At 59.8% G+C, this 21,161-nt stretch carries 19 protein-coding genes; 7 read left to right on the top strand and 12 right to left on the bottom strand.

What is annotated here, in order from left to right:
• Nucleotides 1-11 precede the first annotated feature (11 nt).
• Nucleotides 12-437, bottom strand: a complete 426-nt coding sequence (locus AB3226_RS01800; protein WP_052964256.1) for a VOC family protein — start codon at nucleotides 435-437, stop codon at nucleotides 12-14.
• Nucleotides 438-550: 113 nt separating this feature from the next.
• Between AB3226_RS01800 and AB3226_RS01795 the strand changes: the two genes are divergently transcribed.
• Nucleotides 551-1,417 (top strand): LysR family transcriptional regulator, encoded by an 867-nt coding sequence (locus AB3226_RS01795; protein WP_367371762.1) that lies wholly within the window; start codon nucleotides 551-553, stop codon nucleotides 1,415-1,417.
• A gap of 225 nt (nucleotides 1,418-1,642) precedes the next feature.
• Here AB3226_RS01795 and fabI read toward each other — a convergent pair whose 3' ends face one another.
• The 8 genes from fabI to gloB form a co-directional block, all read right to left on the bottom strand.
• Nucleotides 1,643-2,437 (bottom strand): enoyl-ACP reductase FabI, encoded by a 795-nt coding sequence (gene fabI, locus AB3226_RS01790; RefSeq protein WP_090282903.1) that lies wholly within the window; start codon nucleotides 2,435-2,437, stop codon nucleotides 1,643-1,645.
• Nucleotides 2,438-2,458: 21 nt separating this feature from the next.
• Nucleotides 2,459-4,069 carry an ABC transporter ATP-binding protein gene (locus AB3226_RS01785; protein WP_367371761.1) on the bottom strand — a complete coding sequence of 537 codons (1,611 nt, stop codon included), beginning with the start codon at nucleotides 4,067-4,069 and terminating at the stop codon, nucleotides 2,459-2,461.
• Between the two features lies 1 nt (nucleotide 4,070).
• Nucleotides 4,071-5,090, bottom strand: a complete 1,020-nt coding sequence (locus AB3226_RS01780; RefSeq protein ID WP_237886085.1) for an ABC transporter permease — start codon at nucleotides 5,088-5,090, stop codon at nucleotides 4,071-4,073.
• Nucleotide 5,091: 1 nt separating this feature from the next.
• Nucleotides 5,092-6,165, bottom strand: coding sequence for a microcin C ABC transporter permease YejB (locus tag AB3226_RS01775; RefSeq protein ID WP_123495110.1), 1,074 nt, complete (start codon nucleotides 6,163-6,165; stop codon nucleotides 5,092-5,094).
• 4 nt (nucleotides 6,166-6,169) lie between these two features.
• Nucleotides 6,170-8,011, bottom strand: a complete 1,842-nt coding sequence (locus AB3226_RS01770) for an extracellular solute-binding protein (RefSeq protein ID WP_367371760.1) — start codon at nucleotides 8,009-8,011, stop codon at nucleotides 6,170-6,172.
• On the bottom strand, nucleotides 8,008-9,840 hold the full coding sequence (locus tag AB3226_RS01765) for an extracellular solute-binding protein (RefSeq protein ID WP_367371759.1): 1,833 nt from the start codon (nucleotides 9,838-9,840) through the stop codon (nucleotides 8,008-8,010). Before AB3226_RS01765 ends, AB3226_RS01770 begins: the two co-directional genes overlap by 4 nt.
• Nucleotides 9,841-10,125: 285 nt before the next feature.
• A complete protein-coding gene (locus AB3226_RS01760) occupies nucleotides 10,126-11,580 on the bottom strand; it encodes a transglycosylase SLT domain-containing protein (protein ID WP_367371758.1) in 1,455 nt (484 codons plus the stop codon).
• A 99-nt stretch (nucleotides 11,581-11,679) separates the two neighbouring features.
• Nucleotides 11,680-12,447 carry a hydroxyacylglutathione hydrolase gene (gene gloB / locus AB3226_RS01755; RefSeq protein ID WP_367375732.1) on the bottom strand — a complete coding sequence of 256 codons (768 nt, stop codon included), beginning with the start codon at nucleotides 12,445-12,447 and terminating at the stop codon, nucleotides 11,680-11,682.
• Nucleotides 12,448-12,512: 65 nt separating this feature from the next.
• Between gloB and AB3226_RS01750 the strand changes: the two genes are divergently transcribed.
• From AB3226_RS01750 to AB3226_RS01730, 5 genes are all read left to right on the top strand, one after another.
• Nucleotides 12,513-13,271 carry a methyltransferase domain-containing protein gene (locus AB3226_RS01750; protein ID WP_052964263.1) on the top strand — a complete coding sequence of 253 codons (759 nt, stop codon included), beginning with the start codon at nucleotides 12,513-12,515 and terminating at the stop codon, nucleotides 13,269-13,271.
• Nucleotides 13,272-13,363: 92 nt separating this feature from the next.
• Nucleotides 13,364-13,816 carry a ribonuclease HI gene (rnhA, locus tag AB3226_RS01745; protein WP_003180633.1) on the top strand — a complete coding sequence of 151 codons (453 nt, stop codon included), beginning with the start codon at nucleotides 13,364-13,366 and terminating at the stop codon, nucleotides 13,814-13,816.
• A 152-nt stretch (nucleotides 13,817-13,968) separates the two neighbouring features.
• Nucleotides 13,969-14,727, top strand: coding sequence for a DNA polymerase III subunit epsilon (gene dnaQ / locus AB3226_RS01740; RefSeq protein WP_367371757.1), 759 nt, complete (start codon nucleotides 13,969-13,971; stop codon nucleotides 14,725-14,727).
• Nucleotides 14,728-15,030: 303 nt separating this feature from the next.
• On the top strand, nucleotides 15,031-17,286 hold the full coding sequence (locus tag AB3226_RS01735) for an Orn/Lys/Arg decarboxylase N-terminal domain-containing protein (protein ID WP_367371756.1): 2,256 nt from the start codon (nucleotides 15,031-15,033) through the stop codon (nucleotides 17,284-17,286).
• 14 nt (nucleotides 17,287-17,300) lie between these two features.
• The gene (locus tag AB3226_RS01730; RefSeq protein WP_367371755.1) at nucleotides 17,301-17,915 is read left to right on the top strand and encodes a GNAT family N-acetyltransferase; all 615 of its coding nucleotides are present in this window, start codon (nucleotides 17,301-17,303) and stop codon (nucleotides 17,913-17,915) included.
• Here AB3226_RS01730 and AB3226_RS01725 read toward each other — a convergent pair.
• Nucleotides 17,881-18,774 (bottom strand): LysR family transcriptional regulator, encoded by an 894-nt coding sequence (locus AB3226_RS01725; protein ID WP_367371754.1) that lies wholly within the window; start codon nucleotides 18,772-18,774, stop codon nucleotides 17,881-17,883. The genes AB3226_RS01730 and AB3226_RS01725 overlap by 35 nt on opposite strands.
• 88 nt (nucleotides 18,775-18,862) lie before the next feature.
• The gene (locus AB3226_RS01720) at nucleotides 18,863-19,099 is read right to left on the bottom strand and encodes a hypothetical protein (RefSeq protein WP_367371753.1); all 237 of its coding nucleotides are present in this window, start codon (nucleotides 19,097-19,099) and stop codon (nucleotides 18,863-18,865) included.
• Nucleotides 19,100-19,281: 182 nt separating this feature from the next.
• Between AB3226_RS01720 and AB3226_RS01715 the strand changes: the two genes are divergently transcribed.
• Nucleotides 19,282-19,842, top strand: a complete 561-nt coding sequence (locus tag AB3226_RS01715) for an NADPH-dependent FMN reductase (RefSeq protein ID WP_367371752.1) — start codon at nucleotides 19,282-19,284, stop codon at nucleotides 19,840-19,842.
• Between the two features lie 264 nt (nucleotides 19,843-20,106).
• On the opposite strand, the gene AB3226_RS01710 is transcribed toward AB3226_RS01715, so the two are convergent.
• Nucleotides 20,107-21,057: a DUF1853 family protein gene (locus AB3226_RS01710; RefSeq protein WP_367371751.1), complete on the bottom strand. Its 951-nt coding sequence runs from the start codon at nucleotides 21,055-21,057 to the stop codon at nucleotides 20,107-20,109.
• Nucleotides 21,058-21,161: the final 104 nt, after the last annotated feature.

The raw sequence follows: 21,161 nt of genomic DNA, 5'->3' as shown, positions 1-21,161 counted from the left end.
GGTCGGGCGGATCATTTGGCGAACAATTGATCGATATTCTTGAACGCCTTGAACTCCAGGGCGTTGCCGCAGGGGTCGAAGAGAAACATCGTCGCTTGTTCGCCCACCAATCCCTGAAAGCGGATACCCGGTTCGATCACGAAGCGCGTGCCAAGGGCTTTCAAGCGCTCGGCCAGCGTCTCCCATTCCTCCATCCCCAATACCACACCGAAATGCGGCACCGGTACGTCGTGGCCATCCACGGCGTTGGTATGGGCGGCTTCCTGAGAAGCGTTCTTCGGTGCCAGATGAATCACCAGTTGATGGCCAAAAAAGTTGAAGTCGACCCAGTGGTCGCTGGAGCGACCTTCTTCCAGACCGAACACTTCGCCATAGAAACGCCGGGCAGCGGCTAAGTCGTAAACCGGGATAGCCAAGTGAAAAGGGGACAGTTGCATCGGACGTGCCTCGACGGGTTGAGCGTTAAGACCGAGTTTAGTCCTGTGCTTTTTGATTGAAAGACGATAGTTTTTGCAGCGAGCCCAAATTATTTCGATCAATTGGTGAGCCCATGCTGCGCGAATTGAAAACATTCATTGCCGTGACACGTCATGGCACGTTCGCTGCGGCAGGCATGCATATTGGTCTGACCCAGTCAGCGGTCAGCGCGCAGATTCGCAATCTCGAACAGGCATTGGGCATTCGCCTGTTCGATCGCACCGGCCGTCAGGCGATTCTCAACGCGGCGGGGCAGCGGGCGTTGCCGATGGCTCGGGAAATCCTTGAGACCTTCAGCCGCATGGCCGTCAGTGATAGCGTCGGCGAGTTTCGTGGCGAATTGAAGATCGGCGCGGTGGCCACCGTCCAGACCGGGTTGTTGCCGCGCGCGCTTTTGCGCCTCCGGCAACAGGCACCGTTGCTGGAGGCGAAGCTGGTGCCCGGGGTGTCCCTGAATCTGTTGAGTCAGGTGGACACCGGCGAGGTGGACTTGGCGATTCTGATCAAGCCGCCGTTTGAATTACCCAAGGAATTGTCGGTGCAAGTCATTCGCCGGGAGCCGTTTGTGCTGATCGTACCGGCAGATCTTGAGGGCGTCGATCCGCTGCAGTTGCTCGCCCACCATCCCCACGTACGTTACGACCGCAATTCTTTCGGTGGTCGCCTGGTGACTCGCTTTTTGCGCGAGCAGCAGATTGATGTACAGGTGGCTCTGGAGCTGGATGAGCTGGAAGCGATCGTCAAAATGGTCGAATGCGGGCTGGGCGTTTCGCTATTGCCCGAGGCGGGGCTGTGGCTTGAGCATGGGGCGAAGGTGCGGATCATCCCGTTGGGTGAGCTGACGTTCTACCGGGAGATCGTGCTGTTGCAGCGTTACAGCCAGCGTACACAGCCGATCCAGCAGTTGTTTGCGCGGTGTTTGACACAGATCGACGACTGAACACCTTCCCCTGTGAGAGTAGTGAACACAAAATCTGTGTGCGGCGCGGACTATTGTGGGAGCGGGCTTGCCCGCGATGAGGTCATCACATCCAACATTGATGTTGCCTGACACTCTGCAATCGCGGGCAAGCCCGCTCCCACATTAGTTGATCGAGTGCGCTGCAAGATTGCAGGCATAAAAAACCCGCCTGAAGAGGCGGGTTTTTTAACGGCTAACCGAAGATCACTCTTCGATGTTGCCCATGGCGGTGGTGTTGAAGCCGCCGTCTACGTACATGATTTCGCCGCTGATGCCGGACGCCAGGTCCGAGCACAGGAAGGCGCCGGCGTTGCCGACTTCGTCGATGGTGACGTTACGACGCAGCGGAGTTTGCGCTTCGTTGGCAGCCAGCATCTTACGGAAGTTCTTGATGCCGGAAGCGGCGAGGGTGCGGATCGGGCCAGCCGATACGCAGTTCACGCGGGTGCCATCCGGGCCCAGGGAGCCGGCCAGGTAACGCACGCCAGCTTCCAGAGAAGCCTTGGCCATGCCCATTACGTTGTAGTTTGGCATGGTGCGCTCGGCACCCAGGTACGACAGGGTCAGCAGGCTGCCATTGCGGCCTTTCATCATTTCGCGGCCAGCCTTGGCCAGGGCCACGAAGCTGTAGGCGCTGATGTCGTGAGCGATGCGGAAACCTTCACGGGTGGTGGCTTCGGTGAAGTCGCCATCCAGTTGGTCGCCCGGGGCGAAGCCGACGGAGTGCACGATGCAATCCAGGCCGTCCCACTTCTTGCTCAACTCTTCGAAGACCTTGGCGATTTCTTCATCGCTGGCCACGTCGCACGGGAAGCACAGCTCAGGGCTCGAACCCCAGCCTTGTGCGAATTCTTCGACACGACCCTTGAGTTTGTCGTTCTGATAAGTGAAGGCAAGCTCAGCGCCCTCGCGATGCATGGCGGCAGCGATGCCGGATGCGATGGACAGCTTGCTGGCGACACCGACGATCAGTACGCGCTTACCGGCGAGAAAACCCATGTGTTGCTCCTCTTTTCAGGTTTATTGCGCAGTGGCTGGTGCCAGAAAAGCGGCTTCCAGCAACTGCTGTGTATACGGATGTTGGGGGGCGGCAAAGATACTTTGCGCGTCTCCCTGTTCGACCACTTGGCCATGCTTGACCACCATCAACTGGTGGCTCAGCGCTTTGACGACAGCCAGGTCATGGCTGATAAACAAATACGTCAGGTTGTACTTGGTTTGCAGTGAACGTAGCAGCTCCACCACTTGGCGTTGCACGGTCCGGTCGAGGGCCGAAGTCGGCTCGTCCAGCAGAATCAACGCCGGTTTTAGCACTAATGCCCGGGCAATGGCGATTCTCTGCCGTTGCCCACCGGAAAATTCGTGGGGGTAGCGGTGCCGGGTTTCCGGGTCCAGACCTACCTCCTTGAGTGCCGCAATAATCGCTTGTTCCTGTGCTGCCTCAGTGCCCATCTTGTGGATTCGCAGGCCTTCGCCGACGATCTGGCTCACACACATCCGTGGGCTCAGGCTGCCGAAGGGGTCCTGGAACACCACCTGCATCTCCCGCCGCAGCGGTCGAACTTCACTCTGCGTCAGGCAGTCTAGCTGCTTGCCTTCAAAACGGATGGTGCCTTTGCTACCGATCAGCCGCAATATTGCCAGGCCGAGCGTCGACTTGCCGGATCCGCTTTCTCCCACAATCCCTAGAGTCTGGCCCTGGGGCAGGCTGAAATTGATACCGTCTACCGCTTTGATATGGTCCACGGTCTTTTTCAGAAAGCCTTTCTTGATCGGGAACCAGACTTTCAGGTCCTCGACCTGCAGCAATGGCGGGCCAATCACATTGGTCGCCGGTTTGCCGCTGGGCTCCGCTGCCAGCAGTTCCCGCGTGTACGGATGCTGCGGCGCGCGGAACAATTCTTCGCACGATGCCTGTTCGACGATGCAACCGCGCTGCATGACACATACGCGATGCGCAATTCTTCGTACAAGGTTCAAATCATGACTGATCAGTAACAACGCCATGCCCAGACGGGCCTGCAATTCCTTGAGCAGTTCGAGAATTTTCAGTTGAACGGTCACGTCCAGCGCCGTGGTCGGTTCGTCGGCGATCAGCAATTCCGGCTCATTGGCCAGGGCCATCGCGATCATTACCCGCTGGCGCTGGCCACCGGATAATTCGTGGGGCAGGGCCTTGAGACGCTTCTCCGGTTCGGGGATGCCGACCATTTCCAGCAGTTCCAGCGTGCGTTTGGTCGCGACTTTGCCGGTCAGGCCTTTGTGGATGCCCAAGACTTCGTTGATCTGTTTTTCGATCGAATGCAGCGGATTGAGCGAGGTCATCGGCTCCTGGAAGATCATCGCAATCCGGTTGCCGCGGATGTGGCGAATGGTTTTCTCTTTCAGGTCCAGCAGATTCCGGTCGGAATAAGTGATAGTGCCGGACGGATGCCGGGCGAGCGGGTAGGGCAGCAGTCGCAGGATCGAGTGGGCGGTCACCGATTTGCCGGAGCCGCTTTCGCCCACCAGCGCCAGGGTTTCGCCGCGCTTGATATCGAAGCTCACGCCTTCGACCACCCGCTGAACACGCTCGCCAACGACAAACTCGACAGCCAGGTCGCGCACTTCGATCAGATTGTCCTGATTCATTTCACTTCCTCGGGTCGAAGGCATCGCGAGCGGACTCGCCGATGAACACCAGCAGACTCAACATCAGCGCCAGCACCGCAAACGCACTCATACCGAGCCACGGCGCTTGCAAGTTGGATTTGCCCTGGGCCACCAGTTCACCCAGGGACGGCGCGCCCGGCGGCAGGCCGAAGCCGAGAAAATCCAGGGCGGTCAGCGTGCCGATGGCGCCGGTCAGGATGAACGGCATGAAGGTCATGGTCGAGACCATGGCGTTGGGCAAGATGTGGCGGAACATGATCGCACCATTGCGCATACCCAGCGCCCGGGCCGCGCGCACGTATTCAAGGTTACGGCCGCGCAGGAACTCGGCGCGTACCACATCCACCAGGCTCATCCACGAGAACAGCAGCATGATCCCCAGCAGCCACCAGAAGTTCGGCTGCACGAAACTGGCCAGAATGATCAGCAAATACAGCACCGGCAACCCGGACCATATCTCCAGAAAACGTTGCCCGGCCAGATCGACCCAGCCGCCATAAAAACCCTGCAAAGCCCCGGCGATCACGCCGATGATCGAGCTGAGAATGGTCAGCGTCAAAGCGAACAGCACCGAAATCCGGAAGCCATAAATAACCCGGGCCAGCACATCGCGGCCCTGATCGTCGGTGCCCAGCAGGTTGTCGGCCGAGGGCGGCGCAGGGGCCGGAACTTTCAGGTCGTAGTTGATGCTCTGGTAGCTGTAGGGAATCGGCGCCCACAAGACCCAGGCGTCCTTGGCCTTGAGCAGTTCGCGGATGTACGGGCTCTTGTAGTTGGCTTCCAGCGGGAATTCGCCGCCGAACGCGGTTTCCGGGTAGCGCTTGAGTGCCGGGAAGTACCAGGCGTTGTCGTAGTGCACCACCAGCGGTTTGTCGTTGGCGATCAACTCGGCGCCAAGGCTTGCGCCGAACAGGATCAGGAACAGCCACAGCGACCACCAGCCACGCTTGTTGGCCTTGAACAGTTCGAAACGTCGGCGATTGAGAGGAGACAGGTTCATCTCAATGCTCCCGACTTTCGAAGTCGATGCGCGGATCGACAAAGGTGTAAGTGAGGTCGCCGATCAGCTTCACCACCAACCCCAGCAGGGTGAAGATGAACAGCGTGCCGAACACCACCGGGTAGTCACGGTTGATCGCCGCTTCGAAACTCATCAGGCCCATGCCGTCGAGGGAGAAAATCACTTCCACCAGCAACGAACCGGTGAAAAAGATCCCGATGAAGGCTGAAGGGAAACCGGCGATCACCAACAGCATGGCGTTGCGAAACACATGGCCGTACAGCACGCGATGGCGGGTCAGGCCCTTGGCCTTGGCGGTGACCACATACTGCTTGTTGATTTCATCGAGGAAGCTGTTCTTGGTCAGCAGCGTCATGGTGGCGAAGTTGCCGATTACCAATGCGGTCACTGGTAATGCCAGGTGCCAGAAATAATCGAGGATCTTGCCGCCGGTGCTGAGCTCATCGAAGTTGTTCGAGGTCAGGCCCCGTAGTGGGAACCAGTCGAAATAGCTGCCGCCGGCGAACACCACGATCAACAGGATGGCGAACAGGAACGCCGGAATCGCGTAGCCGACGATGATTGCCGAACTGGTCCAGACGTCGAAGTGGCTGCCGTGTCGCGTCGCCTTGGCGATCCCCAGCGGGATCGACACCAGGTACATGATCAGCGTGCTCCACAGCCCGAGGGAGATCGACACCGGCATCTTTTCCTTGATCAGGTCGATGACCTTGGCGTCACGAAAGAAGCTGTCGCCGAAATCCAGGGTGGCGTAGTTCTTGATCATGATCCACAAACGTTCCGGCGCCGATTTATCAAAGCCGTACATGTGCTCGATTTCCTTGACCAGCGCCGGGTCCAGGCCTTGGGCGCCGCGATAGGCCGAGCCCGCCACCGACACTTCGGCACCGCCGCCGGCAATTCGGCTGGTGGCGCCCTCGAAGCCTTCGAGCTTGGCGATCATCTGTTCCACCGGCCCACCGGGAGCCGCCTGGATGATCACGAAGTTGATCAGCAAAATGCCGAGCAGGGTCGGGATGATCAGCAGCAGTCGCCGAAAAATATACGCCAGCATCTGATTACTCCGTGCCCGCAGGGTCGGCTTGCAGTTTGGTTTCGACTTCTATCGGCAATGTCGCGTTGGGCTTGACCCACCAGGTATTGATGCCGATGTCATATTTGGGCGAAACCTTCGGGTGGCCGATGTGGCTCCAGTACGCCACGCGCCAGGTCTTGATGTGCCAGTTGGGGATCACGTAATAGCCCCATTGCAGCACCCGGTCCAGCGCTCGGGCGTGGGCCACCAGGCTTTGGCGCGAATCGGCGTTGATCAGTTGCTCGACCAGTTGGTCCACCACCGGATCTTTCAAACCCATGGAGTTGCGGCTGCCGGGTTTGTCGGCGGCGTCGGTCATCCAGTACTCACGCTGTTCGTTACCCGGTGAGTTGGACTGCGGGAAGCTGCCGACGATCATGTCAAAATCCCGGGAGCGCACGCGGTTGATGTATTGCGAGACGTCGACCCGACGGATCACCAGATCAATGCCCAAATCACTGAGGTTGCGCTTGAACGGCAGCAGTATCCGCTCGAACTCGGTCTGGGCCAGTAGAAATTCGATGGTCACCGGTTTGCCGTTGGCGTCGACCATTTTGTCGTCGACGATCCGCCAGCCGGCCTCTTGCAGCAATTGCCAGGCTTGGCGCTGCTGGATGCGGATCATGCCGCTGGCGTCGGTCACCGGGTTCTGGAATGCCTCGCCGAACACTTGCTCGGGAATCTTGCCGCGGAACGGGTCGAGGATCGCCAGTTGATCGGCGTCCGGCAGGCCGGTGGCGGCCATTTCCGAGTTTTCGAAAAAACTTCGGGTGCGAGCGTAGGCGCCGTTGAACAGTTGTTTGTTGGTCCATTCGAAGTCCAGCAACAGGGTCAGCGCGTGGCGCACGCGCACATCCTGAAACACCGGGCGGCGCAGGTTGAACACGAAGCCTTGCATGCCAGTGGGGTTGCCGTTCGGGATTTCTTCCTTGATCAGCCGACCTTCGGTCACTGCCGGAATGTTGTAGGCCTTGGCCCAGTTTTTCGCGGCCGATTCCAGCCAGTAGTCGAACTGGCCGGCCTTGAGCGCTTCCAGCGCGACGGTGTTGTCGCGGTAATAGTCGGTGGTCATTACGTCGAAATTGTAGAAGCCGCGATTGACCGGAAGGTCCTTGCCCCAGTAATCCTTGACCCGCTCATAGCGTACCGAACGTCCGGCCTTCACTTCGCTGACCTTGTACGGGCCGCTGCCCAGCGGCAGTTCCAGGTTGCCCTTGTTGAAGTCGCGGGTCGCCCACCAATGCTTGGGCAGTACCGGTAACTGGCCGAGGATCAGCGGCAATTCGCGATTGTTTTTGTGCTTGAACTTGAACAGTACTTTGAGCGGGTCTTCGGCGACTGCTTCTTCTACGTCGCTGTAATAGCCGCGATAGAGCGGGGCGCCGTCCTTGGTCAGGGTCTGGAAGCTGAACACCACGTCTTCGGCACGCACCGGGTGGCCGTCGTGGAAGCGTGCTTCGGGACGCAGGTAGAAGCGCACCCAGCTGTTGTCCGGGGCTTTTTCGATTTTGCTGGCGATCAAGCCATATTGAGTGAACGGCTCATCCAGACCCTGTTTGGCCAGGGTGTCGTAGATCATGCTGATGTCGTCGGCCGGCACGCCTTTGTTGATGAACGGGTTGAGGCTGTCGAAGCCACCGAACCCTGCTTGGCGAAAGATCCCGCCCTTGGGCGCGTCAGGGTTTACGTAATCGAAATGTTTGAAATTGGCCGGGTATTTTGGCGGCTCGTTGTACAGGGTCAGGGCATGTTGCGGGGCGGCGCAGGCCAGCCCGGCGAACAACAGACCGCTGGCCTGCAAGAGCAGGGCGCGTAGGGGTTTCATCGATCTTTCTCCGAAGATTTCAGCCACCACGCGCTCAGGCCCAGGGTGTAGGGCGGCGTGGTGACGAAGGCGAACCGGTTGCGGTAGGCCAGGCGGTGATAATTGAGGTACCAGTTGGGAATGATGTAGTGCTGCCACAGCAGCACCCGGTCGAGCGCCTTGCCGGCGGCGACTTGTGCATCGCGGGTCTGGGCGGCGAGCAGTTGTTCGAGCAAATGGTCGACCACCGGGTTGGCGATGCCTGCGTAATTCTTGCTGCCCTTGACCCCGACCTGGCTGGAGTGGAAGTACTGCCATTGTTCCAGGCCCGGGCTGAGGGTCTGGTTGAGGGTCATCAGGATCATGTCGAAATCGAACTGATCGAGGCGCTGTTTGTACTGGGCGCGATCGACCGTGCGCAGCCGTGCGTCGATGCCGATGCTGGCGAGGTTCTCGACGTAAGGCTGAAGGATGCGCTCCAGGTTCGGGTTGACCAGCAGGATCTCGAAACGCAACGGTTGGCCGATGGTGTTCTGTAGCCGTTGACCGCTGAGCTTCCAGCCGGCCTCGGCGAGCAGCTCCAGGGCCTTGCGCATGTTTTCCCGCGGAATGCCGCGCCCTTCGGTCTGCGGCAGGCTGAACGGCTCGGTGAGCAACTTGGCGGGCAACTGATCGCGATAGGGCTTGAGCAATAGCCACTCATGACCGACCGGTAGCCCGGTGGCGGAGAACTCGCTGTTGGGGTAATAACTCATGGCGCGCTTGTAGGCGCCGCTGAACAGTGTGCGGTTGGTCCACTCGAAGTCGAACATCAGCCCCAGCGCTTCGCGGACCTTGGCCTCGGCGAAGGTTGGTCGCCGGGTGTTCATGAACAGGCCCTGGCTCTGGGTCGGGATTTGGTGCTGGATCTGCGCCTTGATCACATCGCCACGGCGCACAGCCGGGAAGTTGTAGCCGTTGTCCCAGTTCTTCGCCTGGTGTTCGATGTAAATGTCGAACTCGCCGGCCTTGAACGCTTCGAAAGCCACGTCGCTGTCACGGTAGAACTCGACTTCCATGCGATCGACGTTGTACTTGCCGCGATTGACCGGCAGGTCTTTGCCCCAATAATCCTTGACCCGTTCGAAGACAATCTGCCGCCCGGGCGTTACCGAGGTAATGCGATACGGCCCGCTGCCCAGTGGCGGCTCGAAGGTGGTGGCCTTGAAATCGCGACCTTCCCAGTAATGCTGGGGCAGCACCGGCAACTCGCCCAGGCGCAGGATCAGCAGCGGATTGCCGGCGCGTTTGAAGACGAAACGGATGCGCCGTGGGTTGAGGATGTCGACCCGCGACACTTCCTGAAGGTTGGTGCGGTATTGCGGATGACCTTCCTTGAGCAGCAACCGGTACGAGAACGCCACGTCGTAAGCGGTGATCGGCGTGCCATCGTGGAAACGCGCTTCGGGGCGCAGGTTGAATACCACCCAGCTGCGGTCCTCGCTGTATTCCACCGATTGGGCAATCAAGCCATAACTGGAGGTCGGCTCATCGCCGGACGGCGCGTATTGGCCGGTGCCGACCATCAACGGTTCATTGAGTTCGTTGATGCCGTACTGCAGGAAGTTGGCGGTGGAAACCGGGCTCGAGCCTTTGAATGTGTATGGGTTGAGCGTATCGAAGGTGCCAAATGCCATCACCCGCAACGTACCGCCCTTGGGCGCTTGCGGGTTGACCCAGTCGAAGTGGGTAAATCTGGCCGGGTACTTGAGCGTGCCGAACTGCGCATAACCATGGCTTTCGCTGATCGTCGCGCTGGCGGGGGAGCTCAAGGCCAGGCTGATCAGGAGCAGGAGGAGGGGACGCTTCAAGTCAGAGATCCGATCCAGGCGGCTTGGGCTTTGTGTGCCGTACAGTAACAGCTTGTATCGACAGGAAAAAGACGGGGGGTTAATGCGTGGTTAATTGTGCCGGTGAAGGTTCGGCGGATCGCAGAACCCGTGGCGAGGGAGCTTGCTCCCGCTCGGCTGCGAAGCAGTCGTAAACCGAAATACGTGGTGTGTCAGAAATCACCGGGTTTCAGGTTTTGGGGCTGCTTCGCAACCCAACGGGAGCAAGCTCCCTCGCCACAAAAAGCCCCCATTGCCTGAACCAGCTTAATTCGGCGAAGCAACCGTCAGCATCTGCCCCGGCTTCAGCGCCTGGCCAACCCGAGGGTTCCAGCGCTTGAGGTGCTGCATTTCAACGTTGAAGCGTTTGGCGACCATGTACAGCGAATCGCCTTGCTTGACCTTGTACTGGGTCTGTTGCGTCTTGTTGGTTACCCTGCCATTCGTCTTGCTGTTCGCCGCGACCACAGTGTTGACGCGCCCGGATTTGCGCTTGGTGGTGTCCTGCATCACCAGGGTCTGGCCGACCTTGAGGTCTTTGCCCGTCAGTTTGTTCCAGCGTTGCAGGTCCTTGATGTCGACCTTGTTGGCCTTGGCGATGGTGCCCAGATTGTCGCCACGTTTGACCCGATAGGCGCGCTTGAGGTTGGCGATTTCGCTCTCGTCTGCGCCTTCGAACACAGGCTTGAACGATCGCTGACTGATCAGCTCCTCAGGACGCATGGTCGACAGGCTGGCGGTCAGCAGTTGCGCCTTGGACGTTGGCACCAGCAGATGCTGGGGGCCGTCGATGGTGGTGCGCTGCTTGAAGGCCGGGTTGAGCTGGAACAGTTCGTCTTCGTCGATGTTGGCCACCGCGGCGACCTTGGACAGGTCCATGCGCTGGTTGATTTCGACGACCTGGAAGTACGGTTCGTTGGCGATAGGGTTGAGGTTCACGCCATACGCTTCGGGCGCCAGGACCACTTGCGACAGGGCCAGCAACTTAGGCACATAGGCTTGGGTTTCTGCAGGCAGCGGCAGGTTCCAGTAGTCGGTCGGCAGGCCGAGCCGTTCGTTGCGCTCGATGGCCCGGCTGACCGTACCTTCGCCGGCGTTGTAGGCCGCCAGGGCCAGCAACCAGTCGCCGTTGAACATGTCGTGCAGGCGGGTCAGGTAATCCATGGCCGCGGTGGTCGAGGCGGTGATATCGCGACGGCCATCGTAGAAGCGGGTCTGACGCAGGTTGAAGTAACGCCCGGTGGAAGGAATGAATTGCCAAAGACCCACCGCATCGGCCCGGGAATAGGCCATCGGGTTGTAGGCGCTTTCAATCACCGGCAACAGCGCCAGTTCCAGCGGCATGTTGCGTTCTTCAAGGCGTTCGACGATGTAGTGAATGTAGAGGCTGCCGCGTTCGCCGGCATTTTCGAGGAAGGACGGGTTACTGGCGAACCACAGGCGCTGTTGCTCGATGCGCGGGTTGACGCCCAGGTTGTCCTGCAACTGGAAGCCTTGGCGCATGCGCTCCCAGACGTCCTGTGGTATTTGCGGTGTGGGTTTTTCGCTGAGCCAGACAGGTTTTTGCTTGGCTCGCGCGGCAATATTCGGAGTGTGTGTCGCTTCGGTCTGCGGCACATGGCTGGAACAGCCCGCCAAAGTGGCGGAGACAGCCACCGCGATGGCTTGAGCCAAGCGGGTCAATGCGTCTGAATTGATGGCTTTACGAATAGGTGACGACATTGGCTGGAAGTAAGTTCCGGGCAAAAATGTCGGGCGATTCTAGAAAGCGCACCCCCTGCGGTCAACCATTCAGAATTTTTGTATCGTCAAGCAGCCTCCCTAGAACGTATCTTTCCAAGCTCGAAGGGCAGCAAAAACCGCACTCGGAGCCCGGTTATCGGTTCCGTTCCGTTCGTCCACTTTTTCTTTAACGGATGTTTCGCCGGTACGCAAAAACGGATTGGTGAGCTTTTCCAATGCCAGCGTCGAAGGCAGCGTCATGATTCCGGCTTCACGTTGCCGGGTCACTTTGGCCAGCCGTTCGAGGGTATCGGGGTTGTTCGGTTCGACTGCTGTGGCGAACTTCAGATTGCTCAGGGTGTACTCGTGGGTGCAGTAGACCAGCGTGTCTTCGGGCAGCGCAGCGAGGCGGCTCAGCGAGTGATGCATTTGCTCGGGCGTGCCTTCGAATAACCGTCCACAACCGGCAGCGAACAGGGTGTCGCCGCAAAACAAATGGCCCTGGTGATAAAAGGCGATGTGCCCCAGGGTATGGCCCGGCACCTGCATGACGTCGAAGTCCCAGCCCAGCACGTTGATGCGGTCATTGTCCTTGAGCGCCACGTCTCGCGCCGGGATGCTTTCGCTGGCCGGGCCGTAGACTGTCGCGTCTGTCGCTTTTTTCAGCCGCTCGACGCCGCCGACATGGTCATGATGGTGATGAGTGATCAAAATATCGCTTAACACCCAACCCGGGTGCGCGGCGAGCCAGGCTTGTACTGGCGCGGCATCGCCCGGATCGACCACGGCGCAGCGCTGGGTGCTGTGGTCTTGTAATAACCAGATGTAGTTGTCGGTGAAGGCGGGCAGGGCACTGATCTGTATCATCGTCGGATTCGCCAAGCGGAAAACATTGGCGCATCTTAGAACTTCCTGGCGCGTTGGAGAATGCAATGACCGATAAAGCGTTCGCTCAGGCCGATCCTGAGTGGCTGACATTGATCAGCGCGGCCCGTGAATGGTTGTCCGGGCCCATCGGGCAATTTCTGCTGGACGAAGAACGACGCATGCTCGAAGACGAGTTGGGGCGCTTCTTCGGCGGCTACCTGGTGCATTACGGCCCCTCGGCGCAGACACCGCCGTCGGCGCCGCAGGTCCAGCGCAATGTGCGGCTCGGTGCGCCGTTGCCGGGGGTTGAGATCGTTTGTGAAGAGCAGGCCTGGCCGTTGAGCGAGCACGCCGCCGATGTGGTGGTGTTGCAGCATGGGCTGGATTTCTGCCTGTCGCCCCACGGTTTGCTGCGCGAAGCGGCGAGCAGTGTTCGGCCTGGCGGGCATCTGCTAATTGTCGGGATCAACCCCTGGAGCAGCTGGGGCCTGCGTCATGTGTTCGCCCATGACGCCTTGCGCAAGGCCCGCTGCATTTCGCCGTCGCGGGTTGGCGATTGGCTGAACCTGCTGGGCTTCGCGCTGGAGAAACGCCGCTTCGGGTGCTATCGTCCGCCGCTTGCGTCGCCCGCCTGGCAGGCCCGTCTGGCCGGTTGGGAGCGCAAGGCAGGTGACTGGCAATTGTCGGGTGGTGGCTTCTATTTATTGGTCGCGCGCAAGATCGTCGTAGGCCTGCGGCCGGTACGTCAGGAACGGCGCGAACCGATGGGCAAGCTGATTCCGTTGCCGATGGCCAAGGTCAACCGTCGTCACCTCGAACCGTAATACACAGTTTATTTTCCCGGCCGGGTTTGCCCCGGCCTCGGGCATCGTCGGTCACCGATCGGCGAGCCACCGCATTTTCTGGATAGATTGGCATGAGCGATAGCGTAGAACTCTTCACCGATGGCGCCTGTAAGGGCAACCCTGGCCCGGGCGGCTGGGGCGCGTTGCTGGTGTGCAAGGGCGTTGAAAAAGAACTCTGGGGCGGCGAAGCCAATACCACCAACAACCGCATGGAGTTGATGGGCGCGATCCGTGGCCTGGAAGAACTCAAGCGCTCCTGCGACGTGCTGCTGGTGACCGATTCCCAGTACGTGATGAAAGGCATCAACGAGTGGATGGCCAACTGGAAGAAGCGCGGCTGGAAAACCGCGGCCAAGGAGCCGGTGAAAAACGCTGATCTGTGGAAGCTGCTCGACGAACAGGTCAACCGCCATAACGTCACCTGGAAATGGGTGCGCGGGCATATTGGCCATCACGGCAACGAACGGGCTGACCAACTGGCCAACCGTGGCGTTGATGAAGTGCGTGGGTACAAGCAAGCCTAGACCCTTCACTGATCGTTCCCACGCAGAGCGTGGGAACGATCAGTGGGAGCGAGACTGCTCGCGATGGGTGCACACGGTGTATCTGAAAGACCCCGGCGAGCGTGTTAACATCGCCGCTTTTGCACGATTGACCCGTTGAGAGCTGAGCACTGATGGCCACCAGATCCGTTGTACTCGATACCGAAACCACCGGCATGCCGGTGACCGACGGCCACCGGATTATCGAAATCGGTTGTGTCGAGTTGATCGGTCGGCGCCTGACCGGCCGGCATTTCCACGTTTACCTGCAACCGGATCGCGAGAGTGACGAAGGCGCCATCGGCGTCCACGGCATCACTAACGAATTCCTGGTGGGCAAGCCGCGTTTCACTGAAGTAGCCGATGAGTTCTTCGAGTTCATCAAGGGCGCGCAGCTAATCATCCATAACGCGGCGTTCGACGTTGGCTTCATCAACAACGAATTCGCCCTGATGGGCCACCACGATCGCGCGGACATCACGCAACACTGCTCGATCCTCGACACCCTGATGATGGCCCGGGAACGTCACCCGGGGCAGCGCAACAGCCTCGACGCCTTGTGCAAACGCTATGGCGTCGACAACTCCGGCCGTGAACTGCACGGCGCCTTGCTCGACTCCGAGATTCTCGCCGACGTTTACCTGACCATGACGGGTGGCCAGACCAGCCTGTCGCTGGCCGGTAACGCGTCCGACGGCAATGGCTCAGGCGAAGGCGCGGACAACTCCGCCACCGAAATCCGTCGTCTGCCGGCCGATCGTCAGCCGATCCGGATCATCCGCGCCAGTGAAGACGATCTGGCTCAGCATATTGCGCGCCTTGAAGCCATCGCCAAATCCGCCGGCGCTCCGTCGCTGTGGCAGCAATTGGCCGAGGCCAAGGCTCAGGCCTGAGTCCCCTAGCGGAAGGCTTTTGTGGCGAGGGAGCTTGCTCCCGCCGGCCGATCCGCGCCCGGGCGCAGCAGTCGCAAATCCTGCCAACACGGTGTATCTGAGCGAATGCAGGGGGCCGCTTCGCAGCCCAACGGGAGCAAGCACCCTCGCCACAGATAAACTTTCTGAACAATGGGTTTGCTGGCCACATGCTGGTGCGCCTTCCGACCCACTTCAGGGCATCCCGCTCGCCACATGCGCGCCAACCCTCTACCCTGAGGTTATTGGCAGGCCACGGTCTGCCGCTTCAGGACACCGAGCACCATGTATAAAGATTTGAAATTTCCGGTCCTGATCGTCCACCGCGACATCAAAGCCGACACCGTTGCCGGTGATCGTGTGCGTGGCATCGCCCGGGAGCTTGAGCAGGAAGGCTTCAGCATCGTCTCGGCAGTCGATTACAACGAAGGGCGTCTGGTCGCCTCGACTCATCACGGCCTCTCTTGCATGTTGATTGCCGCCGAAGACGCCAGCACCCATGCTCATCTTCTGCATAACATGGCCGAGCTGATCCGCCTGGCACGGGTTCGGGCGCCGGACCTGCCGATCTTTGCCCTGGGCGAACAGGTCACCCTGGAAAATGCCCCCGCTGATGCCATGGCGGAGCTCAATCAGCTGCGCGGCATTCTTTATTTGTTCGAAGACACCGTGCCATTCCTCGCCCGTCAGGTCGCCCGCGCGGCGCGCAAATATCTGGACGGTCTGTTGCCGCCGTTTTTCAAGGCGCTGGTGCAGCACACGGCCGACTCCAATTATTCCTGGCATACCCCCGGCCATGGCGGCGGCGTGGCGTATCACAAGAGCCCGGTGGGGCAGGCGTTTCACCAGTTCTTCGGGGAAAATACCCTGCGTTCGGATTTGTCGGTGTCGGTACCGGAACTCGGTTCGCTGCTCGATCACACCGGCCCGCTGGCGGAGGCCGAAGCGCGAGCCGCACGCAATTTCGGCGCCGATCACACCTTTTTCGTGATCAATGGCACCTCAACCGCCAACAAGATCGTCTGGCATTCCATGGTGGCCCGTGATGATCTGGTGCTGGTAGATCGCAACTGCCACAAGTCGGTGCTGCACTCGATCATCATGACCGGCGCGATTCCGCTGTACCTGTGTCCGGAGCGCAATGAACTGGGGATTATCGGCCCGATCCCGTTGAGCGAATTCAGCCGCGAATCGATCCAGGCCAAGATCGACGCGAGCCCGCTGACCCAGGGTCGCGAGCCCAAGGTCAAGTTGGCGGTGGTGACCAACTCGACTTACGACGGCCTCTGTTACAACGCCGAGCTGATCAAGCAGAGCCTGGGCAACAGCGTCGAGGTGTTGCATTTCGATGAGGCCTGGTACGCCTACGCGGCATTCCACGAGTTCTTCGCCGGCCGTTACGGCATGGGCACCTCTCGCAGCGAAGACAGCCCGCTGGTATTCACTACGCACTCCACACACAAACTGCTGGCGGCGTTCAGTCAGGCGTCGATGATTCACGTGCAAGACGGTGGGGCGCGGCAGCTCGATCGCGATCGCTTCAACGAAGCGTTCATGATGCATATCTCGACCTCGCCGCAGTACAGCATCATCGCCTCGCTGGACGTAGCCTCGGCGATGATGGAAGGGCCGGCCGGGCGTTCGCTGTTGCAGGAAATGTTCGACGAGGCCCTGAGTTTTCGCCGGGCCCTGGCCAATCTGCGCCAGCACATTGCCGCTGATGACTGGTGGTTTTCCATCTGGCAACCGCCCTCGGCCGAAGGTATCGAGCAGGTGGTCACCGAAGACTGGTTGCTGCAACCCGACGCCGACTGGCACGGCTTTGGCGGCGTGACCGACGACTACGTGTTGCTCGATCCGATCAAGGTCACGCTGGTGATGCCGGGTTTGACGGCGGGCGGTGCCCTGAGTGCGCGGGGGATTCCGGCGGCGGTGGTCAGCAAATTCCTCTGGGAACGTGGGCTGGTCGTGGAAAAGACCGGGCTGTATTCGTTCCTGGTGCTGTTTTCCATGGGCATCACCAAGGGCAAATGGAGCACGTTGCTGACCGAGTTGCTGGAGTTCAAGCGCAGTTACGATGCCAATGTCAGCCTGGCCACCTGCCTGCCGTGCGTGGCGCAACACAATATTGCCCGTTATCAAGGCATGGGTTTGCGCGATCTGTGTGATCAATTGCACGCCTGTTATCGCAGCAACGCCACGGCCAAACACCTCAAACGCATGTACACCGTACTGCCGGAAGTCGCGATGAAGCCGGCGGACGCCTATGATCAATTGGTACGCGGGGAGGTTGAGGCTGTTTCGATCGATGCTCTGGACGGGCGGATCGCAGCGGTAATGCTGGTGCCATACCCGCCGGGGATCCCGTTGATCATGCCCGGCGAGCGTTTCACCGAGTCGACCCGTTCGATCATCGATTACCTGAAGTTTGCCCGTACGTTCGACAGCAGTTTTCCCGGATTTGTCGCCGATGTGCATGGCTTGCAACACGAAGACGAGGGCAATGGACGGCATTACACCGTCGATTGCATCAAGGAATGAGGACCTTTCCGAGTATGCAACCAGTCATGAATCCCAAATACCCAGGCCTCTCGGTGCGTGTCGCCGATGAGGGGTTTGCGGCTTATATCTGGGGCAGCGATTTCAGTTTTGAAGTCGCCGCCTACGGTGCCGCGCAAATTGGTAAGCCGGTGGCGCAGTGGCCGGTGACGCCAATTACCCCGTATCGCAAGTGTTATGGCATCGATCCCGAGGAATTCAGCAGTTTTCACGATGCTACTGACAGCGCGATTTTCATGGCCTATCTGGATGATGAGCCGGTGGGGCATCTGGTGGTCAGCACCAACTGGAACGGCTTCGCCCATATCGACGAATTAGCGGTGCATGCTCCAGCGCGCCGTCATGGCGTGGCCAAGGCGCTGCTGGACGTGGCGCAGTTCTGGAGCCGCAAGAAAAAACTGCCGGGCATCATGCTGGAAACCCAGAACAACAACCTCGGCGCCTGTCGACTTTATGAACGTTGCGGTTACACCGTCGGCGGGGTCGATCATCTGCGCTACCGCGGGATCGATCCGAACACCGCCGAGGTGGCGCTGTTCTGGTATCGGCTGTTCGATAATCCGCTGGAAAACCCGCTCAGCTCGCCAACATCGCCACGGCTTGTTCCGTGATGATATCCAGCAGCGCCTGAACGGCCGAAGAGTGCTCGACACCCTTCAGGGTCAAGGCATAGACGCTGATCGGCACGGCAGGCGCCAGCGGGCAGGCATCGAGCCCGGCCGATTTGGCGCCGAGGGCGGTAAACGGGTCGACGATCGCCAGGCCTTCACCGGCCTCGACCATGCTGCGCATCATCTGGTGGGTCTGGACCCGGGTCTGAATGACCGGGGCAGGGCGCAGCGCATGCAGTTTGTTGTCCAGCGCCGGGCTTAACGGATCGTGACCTTCCAGGCCGACCATCGACTGGCCGGCCAGGTCCTGCAGCGAGATGTACTTCTGTTTCGGTTGCAGCCAGCCATGGGGTGCCAGCAGCTGGAGCTTGCCTTGAGCGATGACCTGGCAATGGATGTCGGCGTGGTCCGGGTCATGCAGGCTCAGGCCCAGATCGCTTTCACGCAGCAACAAGCTTCTGACAATTTCGCGGGTCGGCTGGCTCAGGAGAGAGCACGGTGCGTCTGGGAGGCGTCGGCGCAGGGCCGCGATGCTGTGTGGCAACAGTTGTTGTGCCAACGGCGGGGTGCAGATAATCCGCAGGGGCGGGGCCAAATATTGCTTGAGGCTGCTGGCCAGTCGCTGGACCGGCTCGAGGGCTTCGTAGACGTGGGCGATCTCGACTTGTAGCTCCCGCGCCTCGCGCGTGGCTTGCAGGCGACCACGCACGCTGGCAAACAGCATGAAACCCAACTGATCCTCGGCATCACGCAGAGTGCGTTCAACCTCGGCCACCGGCAGCTGCAGCCATTCGGCGGCGGTGCCCAGGTGACCGGTCTGCAGGAGCGCCTGGATCACTTCGATATGACGTAAACGCATGCGTGAAGTCCATGTTCAGCAGGTGAGGGAGTCAGTCACTGAATCCTAACTCAAGTGCGCGCATATGACTTCTGCTCATAACAGCGGGTTATGAGGCCACGTTCGTTTCAGGTTCGCGAGTGAGGGTGACGCCTGATTGCACTAGCACAAATGCGTTGTCGTCGAGTTTGTTGAGCCGGTCGCCAATGGCCAGCTTATAGGTGGTGACAGGCACCGAGCCGGCGAGGCCGTCGTGCGACGGGGTGGATTCCTGGAACTCATGCACGGAATAAACGCGGCCTTCCGCGTCTCTTGCATGGAACTGACCGACGAGTACTGCTGCCATCTGCTTAGAACCTCTGGAGATAAATCACTCAATTTGCGGTTCTGTAGACCGTGGTTGGGCGAGGTAAGTTTTCCTACAGGAAAAAAATAGTCAGGGGCGGCGATTTCCGTCGCTCACTGGTTGAATCGTCATTTGAAATCTATAACTAGAAGCTCTTTCCATCGGACAGTCGAGAATCTTCCATGAGCAACGTCTACGAGATTGCCGTTCTGGTCGGCAGCCTGAGAAAAGCGTCGATCAACCGCAAAGTCGCGCTGGCGCTGGCCGAGCTGGCGCCTGCCAATCTGAAGCTGACTATCGTCGAAATCGGCGATTTGCCGCTCTACAACGAAGACATTGATGGCGAATCACCGCCGGCAGCCTACAGCACTTTCCGACAACAAGTGAGTTCATCCGACGCGGTGCTGTTCGTGACCCCGGAATATAACCGTTCGGTGCCAGCGCCATTGAAGAATGCGATCGACGTGGGTTCGCGCCCCTATGGCCAGAGCGCCTGGAACGGTAAGCCGGGTGCGGTGATCAGCGCTTCACCGGGCGCCGTCGGCGGATTTGGGGCCAATCACAACGTGCGCCAGTCCATGGTGTTTCTCAATGTACCGTGCATGCAACAGCCGGAAGCCTATCTGGGCGGTGCCGGTTCAGCGTTCGACGAGGCGGGCAAATTGTCGGAGTCGGTCAGGCCGTTCTTGCAGAAATTCATTGATGCGTATGCGCAGTGGGTTGAGCAGCATAAAAAGCAATGACCCGTTTACCAAACGCTGAATAACTCCTGCGGCGAGCACCCTGTGGGAGCGGCGGTGCGACGATTCGACTTGCTCGCGAAGACGACGGCACAGTCAACATCGATGTCGCCTGACATACCGCTTTCGCGAGCAAGCCCGCTCCCACAGGGTTTAGTGTGATCCTGATCTGACCCCAAATTAGGATTGGTGTCCAACTTTTGGGGTGCAGATCATCCTGTGGGAGCGGGCTTGCCCGCGATAGGGCCCGACCATTCACCACAAAACTCAACCATTACCCGGCACATTCGGCCAAAGATCGGACACCAGAAACAATCGCTCGGCTTCTTCCCAATCCCCGTTCGTGCGTTCTGTCAGCCGCACCATCAATTGCGCCGGTGCCAGTGGGTCCAGATCGCTCAACCATGCACTCAGCTGTTCAGCGTTCCAGGTTTGCTCCTCGGGGTAGTGCGCCGGCGCCAGCCAGGCATGGCGGGGCAGGGGTTGCCAGCGACCGGATGGGCGCTGCACGACAAAGTCTGCCCAGTCCTTCTGATGCAGCCAGCTACCGCGCAAATGCTGAGGGTGCGCGCCGCTGGGGGACTCGGCCTGTCCCGGCCACGGATAAAGCAGATAACCGCCCAGCCATAGATGCGCACTGAATTGCTGGATATCCAGTGATGCCAGCACGGCGCGGCTTTCCGCCCGCGCGGAAATCGGTAATTGATGCTGGCTCAGGTGCTTCAGTTTACGGTCGAGCCGATCATGACAACCCGGTCCGAGCCACTGCGCGGAGTCATGGCCGTCACCGTTCTGTGGCCCAAGGTAGAGCTTGATCGCCAGTTCCAGATGATGCACGCCATCGCGATCACGCAGCAGCATGTCCAGCTCACCCAAAGTGTGGCCTTCACGGCGGATCGGCAGGTTGGCGGCAATCAGTTCGATGCCCGGCGCGTGCCGCACGGCGTATTGCCACAGCCGCTCATAGTACAGACCCAGCCGCCGGGTCCTGGCCTGGGCCAGCCAGTGCAGCAAATCGTAACTGTCGCGATCCAGTTGCCTGAGCCAGTGTTCCAGGCGCTCCGGTGCCTGCACCCAGTCGCTGCCCGCCAGCGGATGACGCTGCGGCCACGGGGTGATGCTGAGCATCGGCGGCGCGAGGATGACCCAAGCCAGGTCGCGCACTTCAGGGTGGCGCAACTGGTGAGGTAACTGGAGCAAATCTGGAAATAGGATCATCTTGCGAGCATAGCCCGAAACGCGAGCGCACCGTTGTGGCTGAAAGGGTTTTGTCTACGCCGCGCTTTCGCCCATAATCGTGTTTTTCGCCGTCGCAGGCCCTC

The sequence above is a fragment of the Pseudomonas lini genome (assembly GCF_964063345.1).
GTDB lineage: Bacteria > Pseudomonadota > Gammaproteobacteria > Pseudomonadales > Pseudomonadaceae > Aquipseudomonas > Aquipseudomonas lini_B.
Note: the sequence above shows the minus strand (reverse complement) of the source record. Positions and strands in the feature narration are given on the sequence as shown.

Excerpts from the sequence above, each read along its gene's own strand:
- AB3226_RS01735 (WP_367371756.1), top strand. The coding sequence starts at position 15,031 with ATGTATAAAGATTTGAAATTTCCGGTCCTGATCGTCCACCGCGACATC.
- gloB (WP_367375732.1), bottom strand. The coding sequence starts at position 12,447 with ATGATACAGATCAGTGCCCTGCCCGCCTTCACCGACAACTACATCTGG.
- AB3226_RS01710 (WP_367371751.1), bottom strand. The coding sequence starts at position 21,057 with ATGATCCTATTTCCAGATTTGCTCCAGTTACCTCACCAGTTGCGCCAC.
- AB3226_RS01760 (WP_367371758.1), bottom strand. The coding sequence starts at position 11,580 with ATGTCGTCACCTATTCGTAAAGCCATCAATTCAGACGCATTGACCCGC.
- AB3226_RS01730 (WP_367371755.1), top strand. The coding sequence starts at position 17,301 with ATGCAACCAGTCATGAATCCCAAATACCCAGGCCTCTCGGTGCGTGTC.
- AB3226_RS01750 (WP_052964263.1), top strand. The coding sequence starts at position 12,513 with ATGACCGATAAAGCGTTCGCTCAGGCCGATCCTGAGTGGCTGACATTG.
- rnhA (WP_003180633.1), top strand. The coding sequence starts at position 13,364 with ATGAGCGATAGCGTAGAACTCTTCACCGATGGCGCCTGTAAGGGCAAC.
- AB3226_RS01775 (WP_123495110.1), bottom strand. The coding sequence starts at position 6,165 with ATGCTGGCGTATATTTTTCGGCGACTGCTGCTGATCATCCCGACCCTG.
- AB3226_RS01725 (WP_367371754.1), bottom strand. The coding sequence starts at position 18,774 with ATGCGTTTACGTCATATCGAAGTGATCCAGGCGCTCCTGCAGACCGGT.
- AB3226_RS01785 (WP_367371761.1), bottom strand. The coding sequence starts at position 4,069 with ATGAATCAGGACAATCTGATCGAAGTGCGCGACCTGGCTGTCGAGTTT.
- AB3226_RS01800 (WP_052964256.1), bottom strand. The coding sequence starts at position 437 with ATGCAACTGTCCCCTTTTCACTTGGCTATCCCGGTTTACGACTTAGCC.
- AB3226_RS01715 (WP_367371752.1), top strand. The coding sequence starts at position 19,282 with ATGAGCAACGTCTACGAGATTGCCGTTCTGGTCGGCAGCCTGAGAAAA.
- AB3226_RS01780 (WP_237886085.1), bottom strand. The coding sequence starts at position 5,090 with ATGAACCTGTCTCCTCTCAATCGCCGACGTTTCGAACTGTTCAAGGCC.
- fabI (WP_090282903.1), bottom strand. The coding sequence starts at position 2,437 with ATGGGTTTTCTCGCCGGTAAGCGCGTACTGATCGTCGGTGTCGCCAGC.
- AB3226_RS01770 (WP_367371760.1), bottom strand. The coding sequence starts at position 8,011 with ATGAAACCCCTACGCGCCCTGCTCTTGCAGGCCAGCGGTCTGTTGTTC.
- AB3226_RS01795 (WP_367371762.1), top strand. The coding sequence starts at position 551 with ATGCTGCGCGAATTGAAAACATTCATTGCCGTGACACGTCATGGCACG.
- AB3226_RS01720 (WP_367371753.1), bottom strand. The coding sequence starts at position 19,099 with ATGGCAGCAGTACTCGTCGGTCAGTTCCATGCAAGAGACGCGGAAGGC.
- dnaQ (WP_367371757.1), top strand. The coding sequence starts at position 13,969 with ATGGCCACCAGATCCGTTGTACTCGATACCGAAACCACCGGCATGCCG.